The sequence below is a fragment of the Mesorhizobium sp. M0715 genome (assembly GCF_040320355.1).
Lineage (GTDB): Bacteria > Pseudomonadota > Alphaproteobacteria > Rhizobiales > Rhizobiaceae > Mesorhizobium.
This window is the reverse complement of sequence record NZ_JAMYPL010000003.1, coordinates 40,119-53,837: the sequence shown is the minus strand read 5'-3', so window position 1 is coordinate 53,837 and position 13,719 is coordinate 40,119. Positions and strand designations below refer to the sequence as shown.

The following is a 13,719-nucleotide window of genomic DNA, read 5'->3' as shown; positions in this document are numbered from 1 at the left end:
CGCCCAGATATTCTCTATTCACCAAGCGCGTCTTCGAGCAAGGCGGCGAGCTGGGCGAGATGCTTTGACATCAGTCCGGTCGCCGGCGAGGCGGCGGCAGGACGGCCGGTGTAGCGCACCCGCTGATGCTTGGCGTCGATATGCGCCAGCACCCATTCCAGATACGGGTCGATGAACGACCAGGCGCCCATGTTCTTGGGCTCCTCCTGGCACCAGACCATCTCGGCATTGCGGAAACGCGACAGTTCCGTAATCAGCGCCTTGGCCGGGAACGGATAGAGCTGTTCGACGCGCAGCAGATAGATGTCGTTGATGCCGCGCTTCTCGCGCTCCTCATAGAGGTCGTAATAGACCTTGCCCGAGCACAGCACGACGCGGCGGATCTTCGAATCCTTGGTGAGCTTGATCGCCTGCCCGGAAAGCAGTTGCGCGTCGTCCCAAAGCAGCCGGTGGAACGAGCTTTCGCCCGAAATTTCCGGCAGCGTCGACACCGCCCGCTTGTGGCGCAGCAGCGATTTCGGCGTCATCAGGATCAGCGGCTTGCGGAAGTCGCGCTTCAGCTGCCGGCGCAATATGTGGAAGTAGTTGGCCGGCGTCGTGCAGTTGGCCACTTGCATGTTGTCTTCGGCGCAAAGCTGCAGGAAGCGTTCGAGCCGGGCCGAAGAGTGTTCCGGACCCTGGCCTTCATAGCCATGCGGCAACAGGCAGACGAGGCCCGACATTCTGAGCCACTTGCGCTCTCCGCTGGAGATGAACTGGTCGAACACCACCTGGGCACCGTTGGCGAAGTCGCCGAACTGCGCTTCCCACAAGGTCAGCGCCTTCGGCTCGGCCAGGCTGTAGCCATATTCGAAGCCCAGCACCGCCTCTTCCGACAGCATCGAGTTGATGACTTCGTAGCCAGCTTGAGCCGCCGACAGATTGTTGAGCGGGATGTAACGGGTCTCGTCGCGCTGGTCGTAAAGGACCGAATGGCGCTGCGAGAAGGTGCCGCGTTCGGAATCCTGGCCCGACAGGCGGATCGGATTGCCGTCGAGCAGGATGGCGCCGAAGGCCAGCGCCTCGGCCGTTGACCAGTCGATGCCTTCGCCCGACTCGATCGCCTGGCGGCGGTTCTCGAGGAAGCGGATGATCGTCTTGTGCGCTTCGAAATCCTTCGGCACCTCGGTCAGCTTCTTGCCGATTTCCTTCAGCGTCTTGACCGGCACGGCGGTCTTGCCGCGCCGCTGTTCATCCTGGTTGTCGGCGGTGCGCAGGCCCGACCAGGCGCCGTCCAGCCAATCGGCCTTGTTGGGCTTGTAGTGCTGGCCGACTTCCCATTCCGATTCCAGATGCGCCCGCCAGTCGGCCTTGAGCTGGTCGAGTTCAGCCTGGCTGATGTGACCCTCGGCGATCAGCCGGTCGCCATAGATCTGGACCGTCGTCTTGTGGGTGCGGATGTTGCGATACATGATCGGCTGGGTGAAGGCCGGCTCGTCGCCCTCATTGTGGCCGAAGCGGCGATAGCAGAACATATCGACCACAACAGGCTTGAAGAACTTCATGCGGAATTCGATCGCCACCTTGGTGGCGTGCACCACGGCTTCCGGGTCGTCGCCATTGACGTGGAAGATCGGCGCCTCGATCATCTTGGCCACGTCTGATGGATAGGGCGACGAGCGCGAGAAGCGCGGGTTGGTGGTGAAACCGATCTGGTTGTTGATGATGAAGTGCAGCGTGCCGGCGACGCGGTGGCCGCGCAGGCCGGACAGGCCGAGGATCTCGGCGATCACGCCCTGACCGGCGAAGGCGGCATCGCCATGCAGCAAGAGCGGCAGCACCTTGGCGCGCTCTTCCAGCGGTACGATCTCCTCGCGGCTGCGGCCGAACAGGTAATCCTGCTTGGCGCGCGCCTTGCCCATCACCACCGGATCGACGATTTCCAGATGCGAGGGGTTGGCAGTCAGGGACAGATGCACCTTGTTGCCGTCGAACTCGCGGTCCGACGAGGCGCCGAGATGGTACTTGACGTCGCCCGAGCCCTCGACCTCGTCGGGTGCGGCCGAGCCGCCCTTGAACTCGTGGAAGATGGCGCGGTGCGGCTTGGCCATCACCTGGGAGAGCACGTTCAGCCGGCCGCGATGCGCCATGCCGAGCACGATCTCCTTCATGCCGAGCTGGCCGCCGCGCTTGACGATCTGCTCCAGCGCCGGGATCAGCGCTTCACTGCCATCGAGGCCGAAGCGCTTGGTGCCCTTGTACTTGACGTCGATGAACTGCTCGAAGCCTTCGGCCTCGACCAGCTTCTGCAGGATCGCCTTCTTGCCGGTGGCGGTGAAGGTGATCTCCTTGTCGGCGCCCTCGATGCGGGCCTGGATCCAGGCCTTTTCCTCGGGGTCCGAAATATGCATGAACTCGACGCCGAGCGTCGAGCAATAGGTTCGGGTCAGGATTTCCAGCATCTGCCGGATGGTGCCGAATTCAAGGCCGAGCACATTGTCGAGGAAGATCGGCCGGTCATAGTCGGCTTCGGTGAAGCCATAGTTCTCCGGCGACAGCTCGTTGTAATCCTCGAGCGGCTTGGCGATGCCGAGCGGATCGAGATTGGCGTGCAGATGGCCGCGCATGCGGTAGGCGCGGATCATCATGATGGCGCGCACCGAATCGCGCGTCGCCTGGTGCACGTCGGCATCGGACAGGACGACGCCGTTGGTGACCGCCTTGTCCTTGACCTTCTTTTCGATCGTCTTCTCGACGATGCCCCAGTTGCCGTCGAGCGCCGAGACCAGTTCGCCATTCGCCTGCAGCGGCCAGGAGGGCTTGGCCCAGGAGGCGCCCTTGGCATTCCTGCGCACATCGCCGGCATCGTCTTTCAGCCCGGCGAAGAACTCCTGCCATTCGGGATTGACCGAGGCGGGATCGTCCTCATAGGCGGCGTAGAGCGCGTCGATGTAATCGGCGTTGCCGCCATAGAGGAATGAGGTGAGCGAAAATTGGTCGTTGGCCTGATCTTGTCTTGCCATTTTTGTCCGCGGAGCCTGGCTCCGTCTCCTGTTTTTGGAGGGGAGTAGGGCAGTAGGGGAGTAAGGCAGTAGGGAAAGCAGGCGGTTGCCGCCGCTCGTCCCGTTCTTCCTATTCCCCTACTGCCATACTGCCCTACTCCCTTACTGCCTTAACCCTTGATCGCCTCGACCAGCGTCGTGCCTAGCCGCGCCGGCGAGGGCGATACTTTTATCCCAGCCGATTCCATCGCCGCGATCTTGTCTTCCGCGCCGCCCTTGCCGCCGGAGATGACCGCGCCCGCATGGCCCATGGTGCGGCCGGCCGGCGCCGTGCGCCCGGCGATGAAACCGGCCATCGGCTTGCTTCGGCCACGCTTGGCTTCGTCCTTGAGGAACTGCGCGGCGTCTTCCTCGGCGGAACCGCCGATCTCGCCGATCATGATGATCGACTTGGTCTCGTCATCGGCGAGGAACATTTCGAGCACGTCGATGAATTCGGTGCCCTTGACGGGGTCGCCGCCAATGCCAACGGCGGTGGTCTGGCCGAGCCCGACATTGGTGGTCTGGAACACTGCCTCATAGGTAAGCGTTCCCGACCGCGAAACAACGCCGACCGAGCCCTTGCGGAAGATGTTTCCGGGCATGATGCCGATCTTGCATTCGTTGGGCGTCAGCACGCCCGGGCAGTTCGGCCCGATCAGCCGCGACGTCGAGCGGTCGAGCCGCGCCTTGACCTTGATCATGTCCATCACCGGGATACCTTCGGTGATGCAGATGATCAGCGGGATCTCGGCCTCAATCGCTTCCAGGATGGCCTCGGCGGCACCCGCCGGCGGCACATAGACGACGGAGGCGTTGGCGCCGGTCTTTTCCTTGCCCTCGGCGACGGTGGCGAAGATCGGCAGGCTCTCGCCCTTCGCGCCGGTCCACGTCTCGCCACCCTTCTTCGGGTGGATGCCGCCGACCATTTTCGTGCCGTGATAAGCCAGCGCCTGTTCGGTGTGGAACGTGCCGGTCTTGCCGGTCAGGCCCTGCACCAGCACCTTGGTGTTCTTGTCGACGAGAATGGACATTTTTTGCGACCTGATCAGTGATTGCGGAAGGGGTTCATGGCGACCACGGAGCCATAAGACTGCCCGTGGTTGAGGTCTTCGGTGTAGAGTATCTTGACGCCAAGGCGCTCGGCGGCGGCGATGATGGCGCCATCCCAATATGAAATCTGGTAGCGTTGCGCGTTCGCGATGCCCCGCATTACAACGGCGCTATCCAGATCCTGGCAGGGCTTCATGGAGATCGCGGCGACCCATTCGGCCGCCTTCGCCGGCGCCAGTGTGACCTCAGCTCGCTTGGTCACGTTGACATAGAACTCCTGCAGCACCTGTGCGGAGGTCGAATAGTCTTCCTTGGCGATCAACTCCACGGCGCGCTCATACTTCGCGCGCTCGGCCTTGTGTCCGATGGCGGCATAGACGAGAATGTTCGTGTCGAGGAAGCAGTCAGCGATCATAGAGAGCTTCCCGGTTCCATTTCTTGCCACCCATGTCGCCTGCCGCCTCGCGGGCGAGCCGCAGAAGGGCCTGCCGTGCCTCGTCCTTGGCGTACCGCTTGGCGGCCACTGCCGAGAAAAACTCCCGCACCATGGCGTTGACGGTCGTTCGCTGTTCGGCGGCCGTCAGCTTGACCTGCTCCAAGACCTCGTCTTCGACTGCCAGAGTGATGTTCTTCATTTCTCTTTTCTCCTGCGCCTACTTCACACAGTATATGTGTAACTGTGTGGCAGCCGCAAGTTCGTTACAGCCGCTTCAGGTCGGCGACGGTGAGGTCGCTTTTGGCATTGCCGGTGTTGAGCGTCGTTGCCGGCTCGAACATCAGCACCACGGGTTCCGCGGTCAGCGAGCGCGGCCGGTGTTCGACGCCGCGCGGTACGACGATGAAATCGCCCTCGCCGAGCTCGACGGGACCGTCGCGGAAATCGATGGCGATACGCCCGCGCAGCACGAGGAAGGCTTCGTCCTCATTGTCATGCGCATGCCAGTCGAACATCTCGCCGAACTTGGCGACCTTCGCCTGGCTGTCGTTGACGTCGCCGGCGATATGCGGATCGAAGACCTTGGTGATGGTCCGATCCGCCGCCTCGACGAGGTTTATCTTGCGCGGAGGCATCCGCTCAGCCCTTCACCGCCGCCACGATCTTCTTGGCTGCGTCGTCGAGATCATCGGCCGACACCACGTTGAGGCCGCTGTCGTTGATGATCTTCTTGCCGAGCTCGGCATTGGTGCCTTCCAGGCGCACCACCAGCGGCACTTCCAGCCCGACTTCCTTGACCGCGGCAATGACGCCCTCGGCAATGATGTCGCACTTCATGATGCCGCCGAAGATGTTGATCAGGATACCCTTGACCGCCGGATCCCTGGTGATGATCTTGAACGCCGCCGTCACCTTCTCCTTGGACGCGCCACCGCCGACATCGAGGAAGTTGGCCGGCTCGGCGCCATAGAGCTTGATGATGTCCATCGTCGCCATGGCGAGGCCGGCGCCGTTGACCATGCAGCCGATATTGCCGTCGAGCGCGACATAGGCGAGGTCGTATTTCGACGCCTCGATTTCCTTTTCGTCCTCTTCGGTTGTGTCGCGCAGTTCGAGCACGTCGGGGTGGCGGAACAGCGCGTTGTTGTCGAACGACACTTTCGCGTCGAGCACGCGCAGCCGGCCGTTCTTCATGACGATCAGCGGGTTGACCTCGAGCAGGCTCATGTCCTTCTCGACGAAGGCCTTGTAGAGGATCGGGAACAGCGTATCGCCGTCCTTGGCCGCATCGCCGTCGAGCTTGAGCGCGCCGTTGAGCGCCTTCAGGTCGGCTGCCGTGACGCCTTTTTCCGGATCGATGGCGACGGTGATGATCTTTTCGGGCGTGTCATGGGCGACCGCTTCGATGTCCATGCCGCCCTCGGTCGAGACGACGAAGGCGATGCGGCCGACCGAACGGTCGACCAGGATCGACAGATAGAGCTCGCGCTCGATGTCGGCGCCGTCTTCGATGTAGAGGCGGTTGACCTGCTTGCCGGCCGGACCGGTCTGCTTGGTCACCAGCGTGTTGCCCAGCATCTCGTTGGCGTTGGCGATGACGTCGGCCACCGATTTCGCCAGCCGCACGCCGCCCTTGGCGTCCGGGCCGAGCTCGCTGAATTTGCCCTTGCCGCGTCCGCCGGCATGGATCTGGCTCTTCACCACATAGAGCGGGCCCGGCAGCGCCTTGGCGGCGGCTTCCGCTTCGCTCGCCTTGAACACCGGCACGCCTTCGGCCACCGGCGCGCCAAAGCTCTTCAGCAGCGCCTTGCCCTGATACTCATGGATGTTCATCTGGATGGTCTCCGGATCGACTGGGGGTTCACTTACTGGAGATTCATTTGGAGGCGAGTTGCGGCGCGATCTTGACGCAGGCCTCGGTCAGGCCCTGCACCGTCGCCACAGAGGAGTCGAACATCTTCTGCTCGCTCTTGTTGAGTTCGATCTCGATGATGCGCTCGACGCCGCCGGCGCCGATCACCACGGGAACGCCGACATAGGTGTTCTTGACGCCATACTGGCCGGAGAGATACGCCGCGCAGGGCAGCACGCGCTTCTTGTCCTTGAGATAGGCTTCGGCCATCGAGATCGCCGAAGCGGCCGGCGCGTAATAGGCCGAACCGGTCTTGAGCAGGCCGACGATCTCGGCGCCGCCGTCGCGGGTGCGCTGCACGATCTGGTCGAGCTTCTCCTTCGAGGTCCAGCCCATCTTGATGAGGTCGGGCAGCGGAATGCCCGATACCGTCGAATAGCGGATCATCGGCACCATGGAATCGCCGTGGCCGCCGAGCACGAAGGCGGTGACGTCCTCGACCGAGACCTTGAATTCCTCGGCCAGGAAATAGCGGAAGCGCGCGCTGTCGAGCACGCCGGCCATGCCGACGACATGGCTGTTGGGCAGGCCTGAGAATTTCTGCAGCGCCCAGACCATGGCGTCGAGCGGGTTTGTGATGCAGATGACGAAGGCCTTCGGCGCATACTTCTTCAGCCCGGCGCCGACCTGTTCCATGACCTTGAGATTGATGCCCAGAAGGTCGTCGCGGCTCATGCCGGGCTTGCGCGGCACGCCGGCGGTGACGATGCAGACGTCGGCCCCTTCGATGCCGGCATAGTCGTTGATGCCGGTGAGCCTGGAGTCGAAGCCATCGACAGGCGACGACTGCGCGATATCGAGCCCCTTGCCCTGCGGGATACCTTCGGCAATATCGAACAGCACCACGTCGCCGAGGTCCTTGAGGCCGATCATGTGAGCGAGCGTGCCGCCGATCATGCCAGAGCCGATAAGCGCTATCTTGTTGCGTGCCATGTGAGGATGTTTTCCCTTTGTCGGTGACGACGTCTCAAATCTCTGGTGATTTGATGGCGGCGTCGAAGAAGAGGCCGGAATGCTGCGGGGAACCGCGAATTTTCGCCGCACCCAATAGCCCCGGCACGGAAAGAATTCAAACGATTATTTTGGTGTCAGTATTTTCAATCGGTTAGATCATTTGGGATTTACGTAAACGTCAAAGTTTGTAAGCCGACTTGGGAAGAAATAGCCGACGAAGATGGAAATCGTAAGGCTGGATGCAGGCGATGACGCCCTTGTGATGGCGGTCGCCAAATCTCCCCCTTGAGGGCAGGCTATCGCATATGGAATTCCTGAGATGTCTGCCCGGCACGTACCCCCACGCCTAACCCCTCCCCACAAGGGAGAGGGAGACTTCCGTTGGCGCTGGCCCAGGAGCATCGCCTGTCTTTTCGGCGCCAAGAAGAATTAAAGGCACGCGGCAGCGTTCCCTCCCCCTTGTGGGGAGGGTTAGGGTGGGGGTTCTTCTTCGCAAGAATCCATGTGCGATAGCCCTGCCCGCAAGGGGGGAGATGTCACCGAAGGCGACAGAGGGGGTCGCCGCGCGTGAAGCGCTGGCGCCATCTGTGCCGCGCCCGGTCGAACCAACCCCCTCTGGCCTGCCGGCCATCTCCCCCCTCAAGGGGGGAGATCGATTGCCACGCGATTTCGCCAATCTTCAACGAAGCAGGAATGAGCGGGGCGCCTAAGCTGCCAATTGCTTTCTTTAGGCCTGCGCCTGCGACGCTTCCGACACCGCCGGCTTTCCTTTCTGCCGCTCCGCCCAATCCTCCAGCCAGTCGCGGCTTTGCATCTCGATCAGCCGCGATGCGGTGCGCTCGAACTCGAAGACTTCGACGCCGCGCTTGGCTGCATAAAGTGCTTGCGGCGGCGCTTCGGCGCTCGCCACCAGCCGCATACGATGGTCGTAGAGCGTGTCGATCAGCAGGATGAAGCGCTTGGCCTCGTTGCGCTTGCCTTCGCCGAGCACCGGGACGTGGTCGATGAAAATGGTTGAGAAGCGCCCGGCGATCGCCAGGAAATCACGCGCGCCAAGCGGCTTCTCGCAGAGATCGGCGAAGGAGAACCGCGCCGCATCGCCCGCCGCACGCGGCACGATCACCTGCCGCCCTTTGAGGGCAATCGATGTCTCGGCGGTCGGCGCGCCCCGCGTCATGGCTTGCCAGGCCTCGTCGAGTAGCTGGTCCGCCGCCGCGTCGGCCGGCGTCACATAGACCGGTGTCCGGGCGAGCTTGTCCAGCCGGTAGTCCTTGTCGGCATCGAGCGCCAGCACCTGTGTGTGCCGCTCCAATATGCCGATGAAGGGCAGGAAAAGCTGGCGGTTCAGCCCGTCGCTGTAGAGGTTTTCCGGCGCCACATTCGAGGTGGCGACCAGCACCACGCCGCTGGCAAACAGCGCCGAAAACAACCTGGACAGGATCATCGCGTCGGCAATGTCGGTGACCGAGAACTCGTCGAAGCACAGCACCCAGGCTTGCTCGGCAAGGGCCTTGGCCACCGGCGGGATCGGATCGTCTTCCCTGACGTCGCCATTCTTGCGCGCCTGCCGGTGCTTCTGGATACGGTCCTGCACGTCGGCCATGAAGTCGTTGAAGTGGACGCGGCGCTTGCGCCGCACCGGCAGCAAGTCGAAGAACATGTCCATCAGCATGGTCTTGCCGCGGCCGACGCCGCCATGGATGTAGAGGCCTTTGACGGCCTCATGCGTCTCGCGCTTGCGGGCGAACAGCCAGCCCAGCGCGCTCGACTTATGCGCCAGCCGCTTGGCCGAGATCTCATCGGTCAGCCGGTCGAGCGCCGCAACGATCCGTTCCTGCGCCGGATCGCGGTCGATCGTACCGGTTTCCACCAGATGGTCGTAGCGCTGCCTAACGGTCGCATGGGTCTGGAGGCCGTCACGCAGATGCATCGGTCACGTCGTTCTGGAGCGATTCCGGGAACCGGAATTGCGTAAAACAAAAACTATCTCGTAAGCGAAATCGGCTGGCCGTTGGAAGTCTGGCCGTCGAATTTCGAGCCGCCCGAGGAATAGAGCCGCGCCAGCGCACCGCCGCTCTCGTCATAGAGCGTCAGCTGCTTGCCGGCGACGTTCCACGACTTGATGCCGTCCATCGGCGCCGGGCAATGCAGCGGACCGGCGCGGAAGCCGGCGCCGAATTTGGTCTGCGGTGTCGCCACCTTGCAGCTCTGGCCCGCAACGCTGGCGTTCCAGACACCGGCGACGCTGGCGGCGGTCACGTCCGAAGCGCCGGCCGGCGCCGAACCATCCGAAGGCAGCGCGGCGACCTGCGTGTTCGCCGGAGCGGTCGGGAATTGCGAAGGGTCGGTGGTGCCGGGCGATGCCGGCGGCGGCAGTTGGTTCGCCGTCACCTTGCCGGCGGGCGCGGCCTCCAGCGGTGCCGGCTGCTGGTCATCCATCGAGGAAAAACGTGAGGTCGAACAGCCGCTCGCAACGAGCGCCGCCAGCGATACGGCCACCAGACCGGTTTTCGAAAAAGTCATTCCAACCTCCGTCGGATCCGGCTGGGGGGAAGCCGTCCGCACAATCTCACCCCCACCAAGATGGAGAAGGTGGCGAAATTTCAACCCGATATGGTTAAAATACAGTTTGCAGCCAGAAGTGTTGCAATTTTATCGCAATGGGGACGGCTGACCGCTTGTCGCCCGTCGCTTGGGAATTCCGGTCAACACTTCGTCGGTGGACGCTTGCGCGAACCGCCTTAGCGCCTATGTCTGGAAACGAAACCCTGCTGGAGCCGCAAATTGGCCGCGAGAAAGACTGCCGCCAATCGCTATTACAGCGGCCCGCCCAGCGACCATTTCGACGGCGCATTGTTCTTCAATCCCGACGGCCAGCCACCCGGCCGTTTCGCCGACCTGCTGAAATGGCAGTTGAATGGCCAGCGCTCGAAATGGCCGGCGAGCGATGCAAGTCCCTTTCCGCAGGCGAAACCGACGGCTCGGGTCGAGGGCGCTGCGCTGGAAGTGACCATGGTTGGTCATTCCACCTTGCTGGTCCAGACGGCCGGTCTGAACATTCTTACCGATCCGGTGTGGTCGCTGCGCGCGTCGCCGCTTTCCTTCGCCGGACCAAAACGCATCAATGCGCCAGGCATCGCCTTTGCCGACCTGCCGTCGATCGACCTCGTTCTGGTCAGCCACAACCACTATGACCATCTCGACCTCGCCACGTTGAAGCGGCTGAAGGCCGGCCACGACCCGCTGGTGCTCACTCCGCTCGGCAACGACGCCATCATCGAAGCCGCCGTGCCCGGCATGCGACTGTCGGCGCATGACTGGGGCGACAGGGTCGAGATCGGCAATGGCGCCGCCGTCCATGTCGAGCCGGTGCATCACTGGTCGGCGCGTGGCGCCCGCGACCGGCGCATGGCGCTGTGGGCCGGCTTCGTCGTCGAAACGCCTGACAGCAAGCTCTATTTCGCCGGCGACACCGGCTTCCACGATGGCATCAACTACCGGCTGATGGCTGAGAAACATGGCGGTTTCCGCTTCGCCATCCTGCCGATCGGCGCCTATGAGCCGCGCTGGTTCATGGCGCCGCAGCACCAGAACCCCTGGGAGGCGGTGCAAGGCATGGCGCTGTGCAATGCCGCCCATGCCGCCGGCTGCCACTGGGGCACTTTCCAGCTCACCGACGAGCCGATCGACGAGCCGGCGCGCAAATTGACCGAGGCGCTTGACGATCAAGGCATCCCCCGCGAGCGCTTTCGCGCCTTGCGGCCGGGTGAGGTATGGGATGTGCCGGAGCACATAGCGCCCTGATCGGTTTCGACGGAACCCCAGCGCGGCAACCGCGTTTTCATGTGGTTGAAAAATCTGCCGGTTTGCGAGGCATTGCCATGCTCAAATGGATCGTCGTTCTCCTGATCGTCGCCGCGGCGGCGAGTCTGCTCGGCATGCCGGCGCTGGCAGGTGCCGCCGCCACCGGTGCGCGCATCCTTATCGGCATCGTTCTGATCATTTTCCTGCTGATGGTGCTGGGCATTTTCGCCGTCACGTAAGTCCGGCGCTTTCGCCGTGACCAAGCGGCTGCGCACTGGTAATTCCTGCCCGTTTCCGCCATATAGCGCCAAACGGATACGGAATTTTTCGGAGCAATGGCCAGCACCGCCCCTTTCGCCAAGATGAACGGCATCGGCAACGAGATCATCGTTGCCGATATGCGTGGCCGTGCCGATCGGGTGACGGCGGCGGCGGCGATTGCGCTGAATGCCGATGCCGCGACCAGCTTCGACCAGATCATGGCGATCCATGACGCCAGGACGCCGGGCACCGCCTTTTTCATCGACATCTTGAATTCCGATGGAACCAGCGCCCAGGCCTGCGGCAATGGCATGCGCTGCGTCGTCCAGGCGCTCGCCGCCGAGACCGGCCAGAAGATCTTCACCTTCGAAACCGTGGCAGGCATCCTCAATGCGCGCGAACATGCCGACGGTTCGATCTCGGTCGACATGGGCACGCCGCGCTTCGGCTGGCAGGATATCCCGCTGGCCGAGGAGTTCCGCGACACCCGGATGATCGAGCTGCAGATCGGCCCGATCGACGCGCCGGTGCTGCATTCACCCTCGGTCGTCTCGATGGGCAATCCGCACGCCATCTTCTGGGTCGACAATGACGTCTGGTCCTATGAGCTCGACCGCTTCGGCCCGCTGCTCGAGAACCACCCGATGTTCCCCGAGCGCGCCAACATCACCATCGCTCAGGTTACTTCGCCCGAAACGATGATCATCCGCACCTGGGAGCGCGGCGCCGGACTGACCAAGGCCTGCGGCTCGGCCGCCTGCGCCGCCGTCGTGGCCGCTGCCCGCACCAACCGGACCGGCCGCAGCGTCAGTCTGTTGACCCCCGGCGGCGGCATGCTGCATGTCGAATGGCGCGACGATGACCACGTGGTCCTGACGGGCGCCGCCGAATGGGAATTTTCCGGCAGCTTCGACCCGTCGAACGGGACATGGGCCCGCGACACCGAAAGCGCGGCCTGATGTCCGCTCTGCCCAAGAGCCCGATGTCCCAGGGCATCGATGTCGTCACCTTCGGCTGTCGGCTCAACACCTATGAATCGCAGGTGATGCGGCGCGAGGCTGAAAGTGCCGGTCTGGGCGCGCTGGAAGGTGGCGCCATGATCTTCAACACCTGCGCCGTGACAGGCGAAGCAGTGCGCCAGGCCAAGCAGGCGATCCGCAAGGCGCGCCGCGACAACCCGCAGGCGCGCATCATCGTCACCGGCTGCGCCGCGCAGACCGAGCCTGAAAAATTCGCCGCCATGGACGAGGTCGATCTCGTGCTCGGCAATGAAGAGAAGCTGAAGGCCAACTCCTATCGCGCACTGCCGGATTTCGGCGTCAACGACACCGAAAAGGCACGCGTCAACGATATCTTTTCGGTGCGTGAGACCGCAGGCCACATGGTCGACGCCATCGAGGGCCGGGCACGCGCCTTCGTCCAGGTGCAGAATGGCTGCGACCACCGCTGCACCTTCTGCATCATTCCCTACGGCCGCGGCAATTCGCGCTCGGTGCCGATGGGCGCCGTGGTCGAGCAGGTCAAGCGGCTCGCCGGCAACGGCTATGCCGAGATCGTTCTGACCGGCGTCGACATGACATCATTCGGCGCCGATCTGCCGGGCGCGCCGAAGCTCGGCAGGCTGGTGAAAACAATCCTGAAACAGGTGCCGGACGTGAAGCGCCTGCGGCTGTCCTCCATCGATTCGATCGAGGCCGACGACGATCTGCTCAACGCCATCGCCACCGAGCCGCGGCTGATGCCGCATCTGCATCTGTCGCTGCAGTCGGGCGACGACATGATCCTGAAGCGGATGAAGCGCCGGCATCTGCGCGACCAGTCGATCCGCTTCTGCGAGGATGTGCGCAAGCTGCGCCCCGGTATCGTCTTCGGCGCCGACATCATCGCCGGCTTCCCGACCGAGACCGACGAAATGTTCGAGAACTCGGAAAAAATCGTCGAGGAGTGTGGCCTGACCCATCTCCACGTCTTCCCGTTCAGCCCACGCGAAGGCACGCCTGCCGCGCGCATGCCCCAGCTCCGCCGCGAATTGGTCAAGCAGCGCGCCGCCCGGCTGCGCGCCGCCGGTGAAGTTGCGTATATCAGGCATCTGTCGTCGCTCACCGGTACGCGTCAGTCGATCCTGATCGAGCGCGACGGCCTTGGCCGCACCGAGGGTTTTACGCTTGCCGCACTCGGCACGGGCGCACCGGGTGAGATCGTCGAGGCCGATATATCAGGCCACGATGGTAGCAGGCTGATCGCGGCGCCCCTCGCCGCCCGCGCGGCCTGAGAAACGC

13 protein-coding genes are annotated in these 13,719 nt (G+C 63.3%); 4 read left to right on the top strand and 9 right to left on the bottom strand.

Going from position 1 to position 13,719, the window contains the following annotated elements:
* Positions 1–14: 14 nt before the first annotated feature.
* The 9 genes from NKI21_RS04170 to NKI21_RS04130 form a co-directional block, all read right to left on the bottom strand.
* Positions 15–3,002: a 2-oxoglutarate dehydrogenase E1 component gene (locus NKI21_RS04170; RefSeq protein WP_023811281.1), complete on the bottom strand. Its 2,988-nt coding sequence runs from the start codon at positions 3,000–3,002 to the stop codon at positions 15–17.
* A 149-nt stretch (positions 3,003–3,151) separates the two neighbouring features.
* Complete coding sequence (sucD, locus tag NKI21_RS04165) at positions 3,152–4,054, bottom strand: succinate--CoA ligase subunit alpha (protein ID WP_023811282.1); 903 nt, start codon at positions 4,052–4,054, stop codon at positions 3,152–3,154.
* Between the two features lie 14 nt (positions 4,055–4,068).
* Complete coding sequence (locus tag NKI21_RS04160; RefSeq protein WP_127296323.1) at positions 4,069–4,488, bottom strand: PIN domain-containing protein; 420 nt, start codon at positions 4,486–4,488, stop codon at positions 4,069–4,071.
* Positions 4,478–4,708, bottom strand: a complete 231-nt coding sequence (locus NKI21_RS04155) for a hypothetical protein (RefSeq protein WP_023811284.1) — start codon at positions 4,706–4,708, stop codon at positions 4,478–4,480. The genes NKI21_RS04160 and NKI21_RS04155 overlap by 11 nt, the downstream gene beginning before the upstream one ends.
* Before the next feature lie 64 nt (positions 4,709–4,772).
* On the bottom strand, positions 4,773–5,144 hold the full coding sequence (locus NKI21_RS04150; protein WP_023811285.1) for a cupin domain-containing protein: 372 nt from the start codon (positions 5,142–5,144) through the stop codon (positions 4,773–4,775).
* Positions 5,145–5,148: 4 nt separating this feature from the next.
* The gene (gene sucC / locus NKI21_RS04145) at positions 5,149–6,342 is read right to left on the bottom strand and encodes an ADP-forming succinate--CoA ligase subunit beta (RefSeq protein WP_128304265.1); all 1,194 of its coding nucleotides are present in this window, start codon (positions 6,340–6,342) and stop codon (positions 5,149–5,151) included.
* 43 nt (positions 6,343–6,385) lie between these two features.
* Positions 6,386–7,354, bottom strand: a complete 969-nt coding sequence (gene mdh / locus NKI21_RS04140; RefSeq protein ID WP_013528846.1) for a malate dehydrogenase — start codon at positions 7,352–7,354, stop codon at positions 6,386–6,388.
* A gap of 748 nt (positions 7,355–8,102) precedes the next feature.
* Positions 8,103–9,305 (bottom strand): cell division protein ZapE, encoded by a 1,203-nt coding sequence (gene zapE, locus NKI21_RS04135; protein ID WP_352442574.1) that lies wholly within the window; start codon positions 9,303–9,305, stop codon positions 8,103–8,105.
* 53 nt (positions 9,306–9,358) lie between these two features.
* A complete protein-coding gene (locus tag NKI21_RS04130; RefSeq protein WP_023811288.1) occupies positions 9,359–9,898 on the bottom strand; it encodes a protease inhibitor Inh/omp19 family protein in 540 nt (179 codons plus the stop codon).
* Positions 9,899–10,159: 261 nt separating this feature from the next.
* On the opposite strand from NKI21_RS04130, the gene NKI21_RS04125 reads away from it, so the two are divergent.
* From NKI21_RS04125 to mtaB, 4 genes are all read left to right on the top strand, one after another.
* Positions 10,160–11,179 (top strand): MBL fold metallo-hydrolase, encoded by a 1,020-nt coding sequence (locus tag NKI21_RS04125; RefSeq protein ID WP_023811289.1) that lies wholly within the window; start codon positions 10,160–10,162, stop codon positions 11,177–11,179.
* 77 nt (positions 11,180–11,256) lie between these two features.
* The gene (locus tag NKI21_RS04120) at positions 11,257–11,418 is read left to right on the top strand and encodes a DUF1328 family protein (RefSeq protein WP_023811290.1); all 162 of its coding nucleotides are present in this window, start codon (positions 11,257–11,259) and stop codon (positions 11,416–11,418) included.
* A 96-nt stretch (positions 11,419–11,514) separates the two neighbouring features.
* The gene (gene dapF / locus NKI21_RS04115; protein ID WP_023811291.1) at positions 11,515–12,399 is read left to right on the top strand and encodes a diaminopimelate epimerase; all 885 of its coding nucleotides are present in this window, start codon (positions 11,515–11,517) and stop codon (positions 12,397–12,399) included.
* Positions 12,399–13,712 carry a tRNA (N(6)-L-threonylcarbamoyladenosine(37)-C(2))-methylthiotransferase MtaB gene (mtaB, locus tag NKI21_RS04110; RefSeq protein WP_031213274.1) on the top strand — a complete coding sequence of 438 codons (1,314 nt, stop codon included), beginning with the start codon at positions 12,399–12,401 and terminating at the stop codon, positions 13,710–13,712. Before dapF ends, mtaB begins: the two co-directional genes overlap by 1 nt.
* The last annotated feature ends 7 nt before the right edge of the window (positions 13,713–13,719 follow it).